Source organism: Exiguobacterium sp. 17-1 (genome assembly GCF_023096305.1).
GTDB lineage: Bacteria > Bacillota > Bacilli > Exiguobacteriales > Exiguobacteriaceae > Exiguobacterium_A > Exiguobacterium_A sibiricum_A.
The window spans coordinates 15,728-33,032 of sequence record NZ_JALIGJ010000005.1 but is presented as its reverse complement, the minus strand read 5'-3'; the positions used below and the strand labels follow the sequence as shown (position 1 = coordinate 33,032).

Below are 17,305 nucleotides of genomic sequence, written 5' to 3'. Positions count from 1 at the left end.
GTCGACCGGATCCATCACTTTAAAAAACGTTGTAACAGAACGGATTCGACAGGCGTAATCTGCTCTTTCAAACGAGAAGCTGCACACAACCGTAAACAAGCCTTAAATCCGGTGACTTTTCTGATGCGCTTAAAGTAACAGACACGGTACAAATGACTGAGGATGAAGCGGGAAACGCGTTCTGCCGGATTTCGTAAAGACATTCGCCCCCCGTAGCGAATCAATAAAAAAGTACGGGCGACGTCCATCAGTGGATTGCCGATGGAGGCATCCATCCAATCGATGACATAGACGTCTTTTTTAACAAGCAACAGATTATACGGGTGAAAATCACCATGACATAAAGTATGTCCCGCTACAAGTGTAGTGTGAGCAGGATATCGTTCTTGAAGACGCGGTAACCCGTCGACGGATAACGCATGAAGATACCTTTGTAAGGCGACCATGGTCGTCATGTAGCGGAGAATCCGAACGGGATGACGTTTCATCAAATCTCCGAGCGATTCCCCTTTCAAATACTCCATGCGAATGGAATGATCAACTTGATTATAGACACGAGGTGTCATCGGAAAGTGGTTCTGGATGGACAGATGATTTAAAAATTCCTGCTGGACCGCTGCATGCGGAACGTGTGCGTGAAACTGCTTTCGAACAATCGCCGCAGTTTCTTGTTGAATCGTTGCCGTGTTGCCGGTTCCAATGATATTCATCCAAATCCGCTCCTTATCGTAAGATCATCCGATACAGCCGTGCTTCCGCATCCTCCGGTTCGAACCGGGAATCACTCGTGAAGCGGAAAACTTCCGTCACTTCGATTGGTACATCTGCCGCCCGTAACCGTTTGAGCAATCGTCCGGTCAGATAGACCTCCTGTGATTTTGGTTCCGCCCGCCATTTGCTGACGGATCCAATCGGGACGATCGTAGCGTCAGGACGCGCCATCAAAAACTGACGTTCTTCTTCATCCGTAAAGATGGTCGCGGACGCCGGTAAACCGGTAAGGGCTTCCGCCAGCTGAATCGTAGCCGGTTTAGTAGTCGCTTGTTGATACAAAGCGATACTTCCGATCAGCAATTGAATACATAAAAACGGAACGAGCCAACGGATCGACAAACGGCGGACGAGTAAAACCACAAGCAGTAAGACGAGTGGTAAGACATGCCGCGGTTTATCGATGTTTTGGGCAAACCATACCCAAAGAAAATACCCGGTTCCGGTAACACTCCACCAGAGAGGGAACGAACGGAGACGTTGGCAAAATAAGAATAGTCCCGATCCGAGACCAATCCAAGTGGCAAACCCAAGACCATGCCAAACCATTTGTTTGATTGTCAATCCAAGTCGTTCCAGCAGGGTGGCGTCATCCGTTTGCGCCGTGCCTCCCCAGTCCGAGAAATGACCCGTCACGAAGCTGAGTGATAATTGGGCAAAGGAAGCCGGTCCGCCGACAGAGAAGGCGACCGGTAACAGCCAGGCCAGTTGGGCGAGGAGCAGGACTGCCATCTCTGACACCACCTGCCAAGCGTCACGCCGCACTTGCCACAGTAAAAACAAAAGGATGATTCCAAACGGTGCATAGGATAACCGGGTCGCCATCAACAGGCCAAACAAGAGGTACGGCAAAAGACGGAAATGTCCCTGCCGTGCGCGTTCGACACTCCAAACGAACCAACAAAGAACACCAAGGGCGAGACCATCCGACATCCCGGTTGCGGACAAGACGACAAGGGAAGCCGTCGACACGACCGTAAAAGCAGCCAGCAGACGAACCGCATCGAATCGTCTGCGTTTGAACAGCAGGTACAGCGGAACCAGTCCGCTCGTGAAGCCAAGCATCGAGACGATTCCAAGGGCGCGGACAGGTTCGAGCCCGAGTCGTGCCAGACCGGTCGCGAGTAAGATGAAAAACGGGTATCCGGGGAAATGCGGCTGTAAATTCGCCAAGTCATACTGTCCGACCGCTAACGTGAAGTTGGCGATGTCGTAGCTTGCCACAAACGGACTGACCAGATAAAGGCGTCCGGCGGTGCACACGGAAATCAGAATGATACACATGAAAAAAAGCGATCGTCCACGTTGTTGTGGATGACCGCTTCGAACCGTCACGAGACCTCCTTCAGTTTCTTGACGGTTTTTGGCGCGCGATTTTGACGCATCAACATGAAACCTGCAAAGGCGAAGTATCCCCACCAGGCGAAAACTTGCTCAATGGAGGGATTATGGCTGTAGCCGAACATCGCCCCCATGAACGTTCCGATTTGACCGCTGATCAATGTCGTATTGCCGGTGTCCCTTAAATACTGGACTTGATCGATATAGTGTTCCGGCATGAAAGCCACGATGTTATAAAGGGCGGCCGGTGTACCGTCCGCATTCGTCAACAGACTGCCGAGCAACCCAAGATCCTGGAATCGGCCAATCGTTTGGACGAGCATGCCGGCAGCGATGAACAAGATCAAGACGCCTGTCACTTGGAAAAAGCGTTTGACGGGAATCTTCATCGTACCGGAAACGAACAGGTAACCGAAAATCAAGGCGAGCAGGAGACCGGAGACAGCACCGTAGCTGGTCAGAACCTTCTCGATTTCACCACCTGAAATCGCAGCGAAGAAGAAGACCGTTTCGATTCCTTCCCGGACGATGACAAGGAACGAATGGACGATCATTGTAATCGCACTGCCGGTCGAGACAGCGGCAGCGACTTTCGCTTGCGAGGCCTGCTGGTTTTCCTTTGCCTCCTTGCCCATCCAAAGCACCATATGGGTCAAGAGGAAAACAGAGATGATCATAATCCCAAGACGCAAATACGTATCGCTGCCGAAGCTTGCGAAACTCGTAAAGACGACTTGGAACAAGAAGGCGACACCTAAACTCGCGAGTAAGGCAAGTCCAACACCGGCGTAGACCCATTTTTTATATTGTGGTGCATTGAGCCGATCGAGATAACCGAGAATCAAGCCGACGATCAAGACGGCTTCAAGACATTCGCGAAGGGTGATTAAAAACGCCTGAAAATCCATGTGTCTTCCTCCTTATTGAGCGCGTCGTTTCTTACGCTGACCGATGATGACGATGACGATTAAGATGATGACAAGACTGATGGCGACCGTTTTCCAAATGTCGTCCGTCCCAAAGGATTGACCGAAGATTGAGTCCTCTTCATCAAAGACACCCGTCTTCTCTTCACCTGGCAAAACGAACAGCGGGGTGACCGTATCTTCAATCTGTTTAATGTTTTGATCAAATGTTTTTCGATCGCTTGCTTTTTTCCCGACTCCAAACAAACCGGGGTTTCCAAGCGCCGCAAGTGAATCATCAAAAGCAGTATACAATGAATCACTTGTCTTTGCACCCTCACTTTCTTTGACGTAAGGAGCGAGCACATCATATGTGCCGCGTGCTTTAGCGAGCAACAACTTGGCCTGTCCGAAATCATCGAATTGTTCTTGTGCAAAGTGCAGACGACGTTCGATGTTTTGACGCAAAGCGACCCGGTAGGCTTGCTTGGCGGCATCGGCATCTTCCTTGGCTAACGACGCATCGATCTTTTCTTTTGCTTCCGGGAAGTAGAGCGTGAATTCCTTATCGTAGGCATCGATGGTTTCTTTGGCTAACGTGTAGTCCTTTTGGTCAAGCTGTTCCTCAAACTGTTTATAAGCTTCCGCAAAAGCTTCCTTTCCTGGATCCCCGTAGCTGTAGGCGAATGCCGGCAACGGTGTAGTGAGCAGGAACAAGAAGGCGATGACGGTGATGAAAAGCGGTTTTCTCATCCGAGATGCTCCTTTCGTTCAAAACGTTCTTCAGACGACAGTGGGACGATTGGGCGACGCCATTCCCGGTAAATCGCAGGGAGGACGCGCTGGATATAATTAAAGCGGATAAAGGACTTTCCGGCTTCGCGCACACGGTAACGAATCGGGACTTCCTGCAGCCGGAACCCTTTTCGAACAAGATTCAGTGTCAGCACTTGGGCATAGTTATAGTCGTGGATGATTTCCGCGTGTTTACACGCCGCACGGGAAAAGGCACGCATGCCGCTTTGTCCATCGTGAATCCGACGTTTTAATAAGACACACTGTAACCAAGTAAAGACATGATTGCCGATATACCGATACAAGCGCATCCCGTCGACGGTTCCGAGAAAACGGGAACCAAACACATAGTCGGCCTCGTCGAGAAGAATCGGTCGGACGACGTCGGGAATCTGATCCGCCGGGTATTCGTTATCGGCGTCAATCATGACGGCGACGGTCGCACCATGGGCATAGGACCGGAGCAGCCCTTCCCGAACGGCAGCTCCGAGTCCGCGATTTTTAGGAAAACGATAGACATGGGCTCCGTGTTGCCGGGCAATCTCGGACGTCGCATCAGTGGATCCGTCGTCGATGACGATCGTTTCGACAGGCAGTCCATCGATTTCAGCCGGAATGCGTCTTAAGACAAGCGGCAAGGAGACTTCTTCATTGTGGGCCGGAAGAAAAACGACGATTTTTTTCATGAGGATTCCTCCTTAAAGGCTTCCGTCAGTAAGACACCGCGGCTGTCGTGCGGGATAGCAGCACCAAGCAACTTCGTAATCGTTGGTCCAAGTGACAGGATATGTCGGTGTGTATCAACTTTCAGACCGGCATGGACGTGTTTGCCGTACATCCAAAACGGAACAAACCGTTCTCCTTCATCGAGATGACCATGACCGCCGATTCCATCGGCTTGTCCGTGATCCGCCATGACAATCAGTGTTGCATCGTCGAGCTTACCGAGCCGGTCCAGTTCTTCACAAAATTCAGCCAGTAAGGCATCGGCTTCTTCGATTTTCTGAACGTATTCGGAATACAGGGTGCCGCGGCTGTGACCGGTCTGATCGGTGCCGATCAATTGAATCGCCAGTAAATCCGGATCTTCTTGCTGGACGATTTGTTTGGCGCGATCGATGATGTTGCGGTCCGCGACATCATTATGCATGACGGCTGTGACGGTATGAACGTCTTTGGCACCGAACGCATCGACGAGATGAGCGATTCCAAGAATCTTACCGGTTTTCCCGACGTCGCGCAACCGGTCAAAGACCGTATCGGTTTTGACCCCTGTCGTATTCCAGACCATGTTCGAATGGATACCGTGTTCTTCCGGACGGGCGCCGGTGAACATGGAACTGAAACAGACGACCGTTCGAGCTGGATAGACGGTCTCCATGTTCGTATACTCCGTTCCTTCTTGGCGGAGACGTTCGAGAAACGGCGTGTTCGCCGCCATGTAGCGATCTTTCCGCATGCCGTCGACGATCAGGACATAGACTTTTTGTGATGTCGGAATCGGTGCATCGACGGTTGATTCGGTCGGTAGTTTCGGTTTCCAATCGAACAGGTAGTGATGCAGGATCCAGGCGAACAGGAACAGCCCAAGCGGAAACCAAAGATAGGACCAATCGAGTGTCTGTTCGATTGAAGCGGTTTGCCAATACGCGAGTAAAAGTCCGACTTTCGGCAGTTGTTCTTGGGCATTTCCGCTCGTCGAGTCACTGTTTTTAAGGACCAGTTTCCAAAAACGTGTGAAGTTGAGCCAGTTAGTCCCGATCCGAAGGTGATAATAAATCGTTCCCCAGAAAAAGACGGTGAAGAAGAAATAAAGACCGGCTCCATACGCAAACAGCGGCAGGAGACGCGTGTCCGTTCCTTCGATGAACAACCAGACGATTAACGGAAACCAAAGATAATTCCGTAAGAACAACGGAAAATCAAACTTCCAATATAAGACGAGCAGTGGCAGGGTCATCAGGAATCCAAAGCCAACACCGCTGAGCGAGCCTTGCGTCAAAATCAGATAGCTGAGAAACACACCGATCGTAAAAATCGGTGTGAAGGGTTTGCCTTCATTCAATAAGTTCCACATCCGTGCGGCAACTTTTTCAAAACGGGAAGCACTTTTCATGCAGGTCATCCTTTCGTATCGTGCTTCTTAAACTGGGTGAACAGTAATTTGACAATCGGCAAGTGGCGGATGAGCACATAGACCGGCGCCAAAAATGCGAACGCATATTTAAAGAGATGCGTCATCAAGGCGAGCTCGTATGGGTTGGCCACACCCGCAAGTTGCAGGACTGTTCCCATCGCAAGTTCATACGTTCCGAGTCCACCCGGGGTAAACTGGGCGATTCCGGACAAGACCCCGGCACTCATCGCGACGAGGACAAGCGGAAAGGCGATGTCGGCATCCGCACCTTGCAAGAGACAAAAAACGGCCCCTGCTTCAAACAGCCACGCCGTCGCCCCGTATCCAATCAAGGGATATATCGTCTTGATCCATCGCCGGACCAGCAACAAGGCGAGCAGACCACCGGCAAACGCAAGCCCGGCGACCCACATCGTCTGTCCTAATAATACCCCGGCAGCGACAAAAAGACCGAGTACGGATAGGTCGATGCCGCGTTGGGCGACAAAAATCGCCGTCGTCCGCTTCATCGGACTGCCGATCGCTCGCGCCGTCAGCAGGCGAACCGCTTCTCCTACTTTGACAGGGGAGAGGTGATTGATCGCCAGACCGAGATACAGACTCGTCAAGTAAACAGCGATAGACGCATTTTTTTCGTCTGCCGTCCGCCAAGCGCGTGCGCGTAAATAAAACGCGAAAGCGTAAGTGACGGTAGCGGCTACTGTCCAGTAAGACGTCAACAGGGTTTGGAGATAGTCATAAACAACAGGCAGTTCCAGACCGAAACGGACGAGTAAAAAAAGAGCTGCAAACGTCAGAACGACGCCCGCAGCTCCACGTATCACAGACGATCGAGATGCCATGTGATCATCCGTTCCATTCCATCAGCGAGCGTGACGGAGGGAACATAACCGAACGTCTGCCTTGCCGCATCGGTGTTACTCCATGTCATTGAGACATCTCCCGCCCGGGCGGGAGCAAATGCCAAAGGCACGTCAAACCGTTTACTAAGCATCGCCGCGGCGTCGCGCACCGATTCCGGACGGTTGGCACCAAGGTTGAAAACACCGGTTGCCCGTGCTTGCAGGGCTTGCTCCATTCCCCGCGTGATGTCGTCGATATAAGTGAAGTCCCGAATCGGGTCACCGAAAACGGTCAACGGTTGACCGTGTAATGCCTGTTCGATGAATCGATACAATGCCATGTCAGGTCGTCCGGCAGGACCGTAGACAGTGAAGAAGCGGAAGATCCCGATTTGTAGACCGTACAGATTCTGATAAGCCTGGCAAAAAGTTTCCGCACTGTACTTGGCTGCAGCATAGGGACTCATCACCTGTCCGGTTGCTTGATGTTCCAACAGGGCACCCGTTTGTTCCCCGTAGACGGAGGAGGAAGAAGCGAAGAACAGATGCGCAATAGTATATGTGCGCGCTGCTTCGAGGACGGTCACCGTCATCGCGATATCATCCTCGATGTAGCGGTGCGGTTCCTGTAACGAACCGGGGACGCCTGGCAAAGCGGCGAGATGAAATACGGCGGCAAAGGAGTGACTGCCGAACCAAGTCGGCAAATCCTCATGCACGTTCCCTTCGAACACCTCGATCCCGTTCTCTTGCAACAGACGAGCCCGCTCCAGTTTCAGTTCGACGTCATAATAATCCGTGAAGGCATCGATGACACTTACGGTATGACCGCTGGCGTGAAGACGAAGCGCAAGGGCGGATCCGATGAAACCCGCGCCTCCTGTAATTCCAATCTGCATGTCGCGTTCCTCCGATTCCAATCAATTAGTTGAGTGGCTCTAACGCGTCAACGATTTTATCACCTGTCGTTTCGGCTTTCAGGTCACCTTTTTCGACAAGGGCATACCAAGCGTTGGCGTCAGACAACACCGTGCTGGCTTGCTCTTTTCCGAGACGGCTCTCAAGTGTCGGTTTCATTGCGATGACGAACATGTTTGCTTCCATCGCCTCGACCCGTGCCGTATCGACGTCTTTTTTCTCAAGTGCTTCTTGTGTTTCTTCGTGGTAGCCGTCAATCTTTTCCGTTAATGCTTTAGCGAATAAGCTTTCCACTTCTTTGAACTTGACGTCTGCTGGTTTTGTTTTTGAGAAGTCATAGAGGTCTTTTAATTTCGCGACGGCTTCTTCATCGCCACCGGCAAGTGATTCCTCGATGGCAAGTAAGAAACCGTATCCTTCCGCTTGCTCCATCTGTAATTCTTTTTCATCCGTTCCGGCTTTGACGCCATCCTCGATTTTTTGAGCGTACCCGAGAGCGGCAAGATAGAACGAACGGTAGATTGATTTATCCGTCAACTGTTTCGCGACATTGAAATCAGCAGGCTTTTTCGCCGTGATCGCTTCTTCCTGTGCCGTCAACCCGGAATTGATGGCTTGAGCAATGGAGTCTTCGTTTTTAAAGCCGTAACTTGCATCCCGTTTTTCGGCAGTCGGAATGAAGACCGTTTCTGACATGTCTTTAATATCGTTGAGCGCAGCTGTCGCTTCATCCGTTTTGCCGGCAGCAACGGCTTCTTCCGCTGTCGCTTGTGTTGATTTTTGGAGTTTATAGAAGTAAGACTGAATGCCTTTGTCGACAAGTTGACGGGCAACGTTCTCATCCAGCTCTTTTGATTCGACACCCGCTAACGCGGAACTGATGACTTCTTCGATTTCAGGGGCAGCCGTCGTGACGCCGCCTTTTAATTTCGAGTCATAGCTTGTCTGGACCATTTTCCAGTCAATCGCTTGACCTTCTTTGGCTTTATCGAGCTCGGCCTTGATGGAACTGAAGATGGTTAGTTCATCTTTTAAAGTCGTTGCCGCAATACCAGCGTTTGTTTTCGTCTCCGATGTTTGCTCCGTTTTCTCTTTTTTAGGAGCCGTCGTTGTGTCTTCGCTATTCCCGCAAGCAGCAAGCAGTCCTGCTGTAATGAAGAGTGATGCTACTTTTAATCGTTTTTTCATAATCTATTCCCCCAGAATAAGATGATTGTGTTATAAATGATGTCGTTTTCACAAATCTAACTATAGCGAGAATAATTCTCATTGTCAATTGAACTTCAAAATGAAAAAAATGGCTCCCGAGAAGTCTCGGAAGCCATTTTAAGGTGATGTTTTACTGAACTTGGTCATACAATTTCGTAAGATAAGCGAATACTTCATCGGAAGCTTGGAACATCATGACAGAGTGTCCGAAGATCGCTGCCGGATTAAAGCCATGATCCAAATCGATCGTCGAAGCAATCGTGACATCACGGTCGCTGTCGAGGACAACACGGAAGTATTTGAATTCTTGGTTAAAGTCGTTAATCGCATTTAAGATTGGGAGGTCTTCGACACCGTCCGGTACGTGTGTGATTGTACGGGCAAACAGTTCAACATCGGTCGCTGTTTTACTGAAGACGATCATCATCATCGGCTCAGCGCCTGATGGTGTTTTTTCCTGCGTCATGAAGAAAACGTGTGTCTCGTTTTCACGTGCTTCCATCGGGATGCCTTTTTCGACTAAGAAAGCTTGGAATTCTTCTAGATATTGTTGTTGCACAGCCGTTACCCCGTTTTCATTTGTTTCCGGCTGAATGTTTTGGTTGATCGGTGTGACTTTGTTATCGTTCGTGTCTTTTGAGTTACGATCCTGGTCCATGATTAAATCCCCCTTATAAATACTGTAATCTCAGTTTCAAGCATTTTAGATGGAATTGCAACTAATGTCCGTTATCCTCAAAGGAACATTTTCATTTTAAAGTAAGACATATTTGTGAATGAACGAACAGATAACTTGAAAAGGTATACCTGAATGGGTATATTGGTACACATAGACAATAATGGATTCTACTTAAGGAGGAAGACGGAATGAAAACGATCATTGTAGGTGGAGTAGCTGGTGGAGCAACGGCGGCGGCGCGATTACGTCGATTGGACGAAACAGCAGAAATCATTCTTTTAGAACGGGGAAAAGAAATTTCTTTTGCGAACTGTGGACTCCCGTACTATATCGGGGACGTCATCAAAGACCGGAATAAACTGTTGGTTCAAACACCGGAAGGAATGAACGCACGATTCAATCTGGACGTCCGGAATTTGTCTGAAGCGATCCGAATCAATCGTGAGCAAAAAACGGTGACGATTCGTAAAGTGGATACGGGAGAAGAGTACGACGAAACATACGACCAGTTAATTTTGTCACCAGGCGCAAAACCGATCCGTCCTGGTATTCCGGGCTTAGCGGAAGCAACAAATGTCTTTACGTTACGTAATATTCCCGATACCGATAAGATGCGCCAGTATGTCGACGAAGCGCGTCCGGCGCATGCGACTGTCATCGGCGGCGGGTTCATTGGTCTTGAAATGGCGGAAAATTTAGCCGAGCGCGGAGCGCGTGTGACCTTAGTGGAGATGTCAGATCAAGTCATGGCACCGGTCGATCCGGAAATGGCAGCCATCGTCCATGAACATTTGCGGGCGAAAGGTGTCGAGCTAATTTTAGCGGATGGCGTGGCACGTTTTGAAGAAGAAGGGACCCGTGTGGTCTTGACGAGCGGAAAAACGATTCAGACAGAAATGAACATCTTATCAATCGGTGTCATGCCGGAAAGCAACTTGGCTGCAGAGGCCGGACTCGAATTAGGGATTAAACAGACGATTCAAGTCGATGAGACGTTACGGACATCGGACCCTTCAATTTTTGCGATTGGTGATGCGATTGAAGTCAAAGACTACATTACAGGGGAACCGGTTCACGTTCCGCTTGCTTGGCCGGCAAACCGGCAGGGCCGTCTAGTCGCTGACATCATTGCCGGACGAGATGTCCGTTATACGGGAACGCTCGGAACAGCGGTCGCAAAAGTGTTTGATTTGACGGTCGCTGCCACGGGGAACAACGAAAAACGACTCCGTCAGTCGGGCCGCCGTTATGAAGCCATTCATCTTCACCCTGGGTCACATGCCGGTTATTATCCAGGGGCCAGTCCGATCTCGATGAAACTCTTATTTGATCCGGTGGACGGAACGATTTTTGGTGCACAAGCGATTGGGATGACAGGTGTCGAGAAACGAATCGATGTTTTGGCAACAGCCATTAAGGGCGGATTGACTGTCCTTGATCTTCCCGATCTTGAACTGTCGTATGCGCCTCCTTATAGTTCGGCAAAAGATCCGGTCAACATGGCAGGATATATTGCCTCGAATATCGTACTCGGGGACAGCGAAAATGTTCACTGGCACGAGATTGATCAGATTGTCGCGGACGGCGGACTGTTGCTGGATGTCCGGGAACCTTCCGAAAATGAACTCGGTTCGATTCCGGGATCCGTCAACATCTCCTTACCGACGTTACGCCAGTCGCTTGACGAATTACCAAAAGATCAGACGATTTACGTGACGTGTCAGGTCGGACTTCGTGGCTATGTCGCGAGTCAATTGCTCAAACAGAACGGATTTACTGTCAAAAACTTGAGTGGCGGCTATAAAACGTGGGCGACGGTCAACCGTGACCGCGAAGCGAGAAGCCAAGTACGGGAGGAAACAGCTGTGACGACGATAAAAAGTGAGCCGAAACAAGTAACAAAAGAACAGATTACGTTACTGGATACATGCGGTTTACAGTGCCCGGGACCGATTTTGGAGTTGAAAACGAAAATCGATCAATTACAGGATGGAGACCAAGTCTTCGTTAAAGCATCCGATCCCGGATTCCTGCCGGATGTTCAAGCGTGGGCAAAAAAACTCGGGCATACCGTCCATACGGCGGAAATGAACAAGGGAATCGTCGAAGTCTTGCTTGAAAAAGGAACGGCAACGGCAGCGCCGGTCCAATCTGACGTCACGAAAGCGGACGATGCGACGATGGTCGTCTTCAGCGGAGACCTCGATAAAGCACTTGCATCGTTCGTCATCGCGCAAGGTGCTCAGGCGATGGGGAAACAAGTGACGATGTTCTTTACGTTCTGGGGACTGAATGTTATTCGGAAACCGGACGCACCATCCGTTGAGAAGGCGCCGATGGAACGGATGATGGGCATGATGATGCCGAAACATGCCGGCGATCTGCCGCTCTCGAACATGAATATGGGCGGGGCCGGTCAAAAAATGATGAAAAAAGTCATGAAGGATAAACAGGTCGATGCGTTAGAGACAATGATGGCGAAGGCGCAAGCAGCCGGTGTCCGAATGATTGCCTGCACGATGTCGATGGACATCATGGGAATCAAAAAAGAAGAATTATTGGATGGCATCGATTATGGTGGTGTCGCGAGTTACCTCGGAGCGACAGATGACGCCAACCTGAATTTGTTCATCTGATGTATTCGATTATTAAATAATAAAGATATTCTCAACAAGCCTCCCTTCCACGGAGGCTTGTTTTTTACGTTAAATCTAACATCGGATGTGAGGTTTTGTGATTTTTTACGTACTTGAACGATCTAAAAGAAGAAAATGAATTTGATTTTCTGAAATTATTTTCGTATCATAGAAAACATGTGAAAAAAGGTTACATGATCGAACGTTAAAATAAGGGGGAACATCTGTGGAAAAACAACTGATGGATTTAATCGGTAGGATTAACGACTTGTTATGGTCGAGTGTCTTGATCATCTTGTTGGTCGGTTTAGGAATTTATTTTACGATTCGAATGGGATTTGTCCAGTTTCGGATGATTCCGGAAATGTTGCGACTGTTGTTCCAAGGAACGGATAAAGGGAAAGACGGTGTGTCACCGTTCCAAGCCTTCGCCATCAGCACAGCGGCACGTGTCGGGACCGGCAATATTGCCGGCGTCGCGACAGCCATTGCGCTCGGTGGACCAGGTGCGGTCTTTTGGATGTGGTTGATTGCCTTAATCGGTTCGGCTTCTGCATTCGTCGAGAGTACGCTCGCTCAGATTTATAAAGTGCGTGATGAAAAAGCATGGCGGGGTGGTCCGGCGTATTACATGGAAAAAGCGCTCGGACAGCGCTGGCTCGGAGTCGTGTTCAGTATCTTGATTACGATTTCGTTTGGCTTCGTCTTTAACTCAGTCCAGTCAAATACGATTTCATTATCGCTTCAAAGTCAGTACGGAGTGGATAAAACATGGATTACGGTTGGACTTGTCCTGTTGACGGCACTCGTCATCTTCGGCGGTGTCCGAAGCATTGCGACCGTATCAGCTTTCCTCGTCCCGATCATGGCAGGAGGATACATCTTGATTGCCCTCTACATCATGGTGACGAATCTAGAAGCGTTACCGAACGTCTTCGGTCTGATTTTCCAAGAAGGATTACTCGAATTTAAAACACTTGCCGGTGGAGCAATCGGGGCAGCGGTCTTAAACGGCATCCGTCGTGGTCTCTTCTCGAATGAAGCCGGTATGGGTTCAGCACCGAATGCTGCTGCAACGGCAGAAGTTTCCCATCCCGTCAAACAAGGTTTGATTCAATCGTTTGCGGTTTTTGTCGATACACTGCTCGTCTGTTCTTCGACAGCGATGATTGTGTTAGTCAGTGGTGTTGCGACCAAGGATGCGAGTGGAGTACCTGTCGCCGGAATCGATTTGGCGCAAGGGGCACTTGCTTCTCAGGTCGGTCCGTTGGCCACTGCATTTATGGCGCTCGCGATTTTCTTGTTTGCCTTCAGTTCGATTGTCGGAAATTATTATTACGGTGAATCCAATATCAGTTTCATCAACGATAATAAAAAAATCATGATGGTGTATCGTATCATTGTCCTTGGCATGGTTGTGTTTGGTTCGCTCGTTCAAACGGCTGGACTTGTTTGGGCGCTCGCGGATATCTTCATGGGCTTGATGGCAATCGTCAATTTGTATGCGATTTTCCGATTATCGAAAGTTGCGAAGCTGGCACTTGATGATTATTTAGTACAACGTAAAGACGGTCACGAACCCCGTTTCCATAAAGATTCGATTCCGAATCTTCCGGGAAAAGAATCGCTTGAAGCGTGGCAGGATGAAGATCAAAAAGAAAAGGCGATTTAACGCGAGAAGGATCAGAGTCATCTGGTCCTTTTTTTGTCTGGAGAGATTTTGATAATCGTTACTAAAGCGGTACAAAAATGGGAATACTAAAAAAAACGGTCGGAAAGGAGGGGGAGGATGGAGAACGTACATTATGTTCGAGTCGCGGATGCCGTTTGGGATTCGTTTGGCGATGATCCACATATCATCATGGACTGGATTTTATTCATCCATGAAACACAACCTGATCATGAACAGTTATTTGCACTCGAGGAGACGACATCACTTTATCAATTAATGAGTCAAATCGATATCTTCATTGATCAGGAGACCCATTACAATCTGGGACGGGCAATCGTCGGTGAAGAGCTGATTGTCAATGAAGAGCATGCAGCGATCGTCGGTATCCTTCCCTTACCGCTTCTCATCATTTCGTCGGAGGTCATGCGGAACTTTGATCGACAAGCGCTTGAAGTCATTTATCAGGAAGCCGGCCGGCAAGGTGAATTCGATGAGGTTTGGGAACAATTCGGGAATCTACGCACCTATTTTCACCAGGCGGAAGAAGCGCAGGATACGATTCTCGTCTATTATGTATAAGGATTTCCTTGTACAACTCCATATAGAAAAAGAGAGGGGGATGTGACATCCGCCTCTCTTTCCTGTATGTGTAAAGTCGATGCTTAAAAGTCGATTTCGTCTGGATCTGGTCCAAGACGAACGTCCGTTGCCAAACGATCAATCTTTTCGAGATCATCGGCATCGAGTTGGAAATCAAAGACGTCAAAGTTTTCCGCAATCCGTTCAGGTGTGACCGATTTCGGAAGGGCAACGATGCCGTTATCCAGGTGCCAGCGTAAGACGACTTGTGAAGGGGACTTACCGTGTTTTTCGGCAATTTCCTTGAAGTCGTTGATTTCGAGGAATTTTCCTTGCATGAGTGGGCTCCACGCTTCAACTTGAATACCGTTGTCCTGCAAGTATTCATGCAGTTCATGTTGCGGAAGTTGCGGATGAAGTTCGACCTGATTGATCATAGGTGTCATTAATCCTTCTTCAGCAAGTGTATCAAGGTGATGTTCTTTAAAGTTCGATACACCGATTGCTTTAATCTTTCCGGCTTCGTAAAGCTCAACCATGGCTTTCCAGGCTTCGATATATCCTTCAACCGGCCAGTGGATCAGATAGAGATCAAGGTAGTCGGTCTCAAGACGTTCCAGTGACTCTGCGAAGGCTTCTTTAGTTCGTCCGGCACGAATATCATCGTTCCATACTTTAGACGTTAAGAAGAGATCTTCACGGTTCACGCCGCTTTCTTTAATTCCTTTGGCAACACCACGTTCGTTTTTGTAAACGGCAGCCGTATCAATATGACGGTAACCGACACGAATGGCTTCTGCGACGGCAGCCGGTGCTTCCGTCTCTTCATCGACTTGCCAGACACCGAATCCGATTTGTGGAATTGTGACACCATTTGAAAGTTTTGCGTATTGCATGTGTATACTCCTCCTTTAATGAAACGAGAATATGGAATTGCTCGTTTAGTTTAGCATGAACAAGCAAGAACGTCCGTTTCAACGCTCAAGGGAGGAAAAAGCCGGTTAGAAAGCGAAAAGAGGAGGGTAAATCCCTAGAGGGAAAGAGGTGTATTTTGTATGAAACGAGCTGTTAAAAACGTACCAAAAGGTGTATGGGCCGGTATCGCGGCACTGTTGGGGGCGCAAGCGACATTCTTGTTCCTCGGTGCCCGGAAGACTGGGCGTAATCCGTGGGTTTGGGGAGGCGCTGGACTAATTCAGTTCCCGCTTCCGGCGATTGCGTATTTCATTCTCAACCGCCAAGACCAGAAAAAATAAGTCAATACAAGACCCGTCGCAAAAGCGACGGGTCTTGTATTTTTTACGAAACATTTTTTTTACGCACATCAGCTGTTTTTCGACGCGGGAAGCCGAAGACGATGGCAAGAGATCCGCAAACGAAAAGCAGGAACGGATAAAACAGATAGGGAATCAGTTCCGGGGAAGCCGTTTTCGTTAATTCCGCTGCAATCAGCAACTGGGCTCCGTAAGGGATAATTCCTTGGATACCGCACGAGAAGATGTCGAGAATACTGGCGGATTTCTTCCGATCAATATCATACGTATCGGCGATTTCCGCAGCGAGTGGTCCGGCGACAAGAATCGAAATCGTATTGTTCGCTGTCGCGAGATTCGTTGCACTGACGAGTGCCGCCATACTGAATTCCGCACCGCGGCGTTGTGAGATTTTCCGCGTCAGCGTTTCTTTCAGGTAAGCAATCCCGCCGTTAAAGGTGATTAGGCTGACGAGTCCGCCCATTAATAACGTCAAAATCGAAATTTCTGCCATCCCCATCAATCCTTCAGACATCGACAGGACGAAGCCGCTTAAGCCGAAGCTTCCGTCAATCATACCGATGATTCCCGTCAAAACGGTTCCGCCGACTAAGACGAGGATGACGTTGACACCAAACAAGGCGAGGACGATGACAGACAGATACGGAATCAATTTATAAAACTCAAACGCTTTTGCTTCGACGACGTCTCCTGTACCTGAGACGAAAGCCAAGATGATGACCGTCAGGATTGCTGCCGGCAAGACGATCATGAAGTTGGTTCGGAATTTATCGCGCATGTTGGTTTTTTGCGTCCGTACCGCTGCAATCGTTGTATCGGAAATGAACGACAAGTTATCGCCGAACATTGCACCACCGACGACAGCTGCTGCGGCAATTGCGACATTGACACCGGTTGCTTCATGGATTCCGAGAGCAATCGGTGCAAGTGCTGCGATTGTACCGGTGGAAGTACCCATCGCCATCGAGATGAAGGCGGCGATGATGAACAGTCCGCTCATCAAGAGGGACGGGGGTAAAAATGTTAATGATGCATTGACGGTCGCTTCAATTGCGCCGATTGCATCTGCCGTTCCAGAAAAGGCACCGGCGAGTAGGAAGATAAAGACCATAATCATGATGTCCGGATTTCCGGCCCCCGTCGCAATCCGTTCCACGGTTTGATTGATGCTGCCCTTTGTTGTGACCGCCGCAAAAATCAAGGCAATCAAAGCAGCAATCAGAATCGGGAATTTGTAAAAATCATTGTAAAAAATTCCGGCACCGATAAAAAGAACTAAAAAGACAAGCAACGGTAGAAGTGCCCATTTGTTCGGTGTAATCGTCTCGTTCATAAAATCACTCCTTTTCTACGTGTACAAAAAAAGACTCCTTCGCAAGAAAGAAGGAGGTCTTTACTGAAAAAGACGCTCTTCTTATCTCTCAAGCCTCAGCTTGCTGGATTTGGCACAGTACGATTTAATCGTCCGCTGCCGAAACATCATCGGGCCAGTCCCTCCGTCTCTCGCGATAAAAAGAAGTCATTTAATTGTCTGAAATACGTTTTCT

At 49.1% G+C, this 17,305-nt stretch carries 16 protein-coding genes and 1 riboswitch; of the genes, 4 read left to right on the top strand and 12 right to left on the bottom strand.

Going from position 1 to position 17,305, the window contains the following annotated elements; genetic code table 11:
* Positions 1–14: 14 nt before the first annotated feature.
* The 10 genes from MUN34_RS12835 to MUN34_RS12790 all read right to left on the bottom strand — a co-directional run bounded on the left by MUN34_RS12835 (position 15) and on the right by MUN34_RS12790 (position 9,576).
* Positions 15–710: a phosphotransferase family protein gene (locus MUN34_RS12835; RefSeq protein WP_247857993.1), complete on the bottom strand. Its 696-nt coding sequence runs from the start codon at positions 708–710 to the stop codon at positions 15–17.
* 13 nt (positions 711–723) lie between these two features.
* Positions 724–2,106: a hypothetical protein gene (locus MUN34_RS12830; protein WP_247857992.1), complete on the bottom strand. Its 1,383-nt coding sequence runs from the start codon at positions 2,104–2,106 to the stop codon at positions 724–726.
* Positions 2,103–3,020 (bottom strand): FTR1 family iron permease, encoded by a 918-nt coding sequence (locus MUN34_RS12825; RefSeq protein ID WP_026827220.1) that lies wholly within the window; start codon positions 3,018–3,020, stop codon positions 2,103–2,105. Before MUN34_RS12825 ends, MUN34_RS12830 begins: the two co-directional genes overlap by 4 nt.
* 12 nt (positions 3,021–3,032) lie before the next feature.
* Positions 3,033–3,770: a hypothetical protein gene (locus MUN34_RS12820; protein WP_026827221.1), complete on the bottom strand. Its 738-nt coding sequence runs from the start codon at positions 3,768–3,770 to the stop codon at positions 3,033–3,035.
* A complete protein-coding gene (locus MUN34_RS12815) occupies positions 3,767–4,498 on the bottom strand; it encodes a glycosyltransferase family 2 protein (protein WP_026827222.1) in 732 nt (243 codons plus the stop codon). Before MUN34_RS12815 ends, MUN34_RS12820 begins: the two co-directional genes overlap by 4 nt.
* The gene (locus tag MUN34_RS12810) at positions 4,495–5,928 is read right to left on the bottom strand and encodes an alkaline phosphatase family protein (RefSeq protein WP_247857991.1); all 1,434 of its coding nucleotides are present in this window, start codon (positions 5,926–5,928) and stop codon (positions 4,495–4,497) included. Before MUN34_RS12810 ends, MUN34_RS12815 begins: the two co-directional genes overlap by 4 nt.
* A 5-nt stretch (positions 5,929–5,933) precedes the next feature.
* Positions 5,934–6,791, bottom strand: a complete 858-nt coding sequence (locus MUN34_RS12805) for a lysylphosphatidylglycerol synthase domain-containing protein (RefSeq protein ID WP_247857990.1) — start codon at positions 6,789–6,791, stop codon at positions 5,934–5,936.
* Complete coding sequence (locus tag MUN34_RS12800) at positions 6,770–7,690, bottom strand: NAD-dependent epimerase/dehydratase family protein (protein WP_247857989.1); 921 nt, start codon at positions 7,688–7,690, stop codon at positions 6,770–6,772. Before MUN34_RS12800 ends, MUN34_RS12805 begins: the two co-directional genes overlap by 22 nt.
* A 25-nt stretch (positions 7,691–7,715) precedes the next feature.
* Entirely contained in the window at positions 7,716–8,897 is a 1,182-nt protein-coding gene (locus MUN34_RS12795; protein WP_247857988.1) for a hypothetical protein, read from the bottom strand.
* A gap of 151 nt (positions 8,898–9,048) precedes the next feature.
* Positions 9,049–9,576, bottom strand: a complete 528-nt coding sequence (locus MUN34_RS12790; RefSeq protein ID WP_026827227.1) for a type III secretion system chaperone family protein — start codon at positions 9,574–9,576, stop codon at positions 9,049–9,051.
* A 209-nt stretch (positions 9,577–9,785) separates the two neighbouring features.
* Between MUN34_RS12790 and MUN34_RS12785 the strand changes: the two genes are divergently transcribed.
* From MUN34_RS12785 to MUN34_RS12775, 3 genes are all read left to right on the top strand, one after another.
* Entirely contained in the window at positions 9,786–12,233 is a 2,448-nt protein-coding gene (locus MUN34_RS12785; RefSeq protein ID WP_247857987.1) for a CoA-disulfide reductase, read from the top strand.
* Between the two features lie 226 nt (positions 12,234–12,459).
* Positions 12,460–13,905 (top strand): alanine/glycine:cation symporter family protein, encoded by a 1,446-nt coding sequence (locus MUN34_RS12780; protein WP_247857986.1) that lies wholly within the window; start codon positions 12,460–12,462, stop codon positions 13,903–13,905.
* A 117-nt stretch (positions 13,906–14,022) separates the two neighbouring features.
* Positions 14,023–14,484: a hypothetical protein gene (locus MUN34_RS12775; RefSeq protein WP_247857985.1), complete on the top strand. Its 462-nt coding sequence runs from the start codon at positions 14,023–14,025 to the stop codon at positions 14,482–14,484.
* 83 nt (positions 14,485–14,567) lie between these two features.
* Here the strand turns inward: MUN34_RS12775 and MUN34_RS12770 are convergent, their stop codons facing one another.
* Positions 14,568–15,380: an aldo/keto reductase gene (locus MUN34_RS12770; RefSeq protein ID WP_247857984.1), complete on the bottom strand. Its 813-nt coding sequence runs from the start codon at positions 15,378–15,380 to the stop codon at positions 14,568–14,570.
* Between the two features lie 159 nt (positions 15,381–15,539).
* Between MUN34_RS12770 and MUN34_RS12765 the strand changes: the two genes are divergently transcribed.
* The gene (locus MUN34_RS12765) at positions 15,540–15,740 is read left to right on the top strand and encodes a hypothetical protein (RefSeq protein ID WP_034769616.1); all 201 of its coding nucleotides are present in this window, start codon (positions 15,540–15,542) and stop codon (positions 15,738–15,740) included.
* Positions 15,741–15,783: 43 nt separating this feature from the next.
* On the opposite strand, the gene MUN34_RS12760 is transcribed toward MUN34_RS12765, so the two are convergent.
* Positions 15,784–17,091, bottom strand: a complete 1,308-nt coding sequence (locus MUN34_RS12760; RefSeq protein ID WP_026827232.1) for a Na+/H+ antiporter NhaC family protein — start codon at positions 17,089–17,091, stop codon at positions 15,784–15,786.
* Between the two features lie 78 nt (positions 17,092–17,169).
* Positions 17,170–17,273, bottom strand: a riboswitch (SAM riboswitch).
* Positions 17,274–17,305 lie beyond the last annotated feature (32 nt).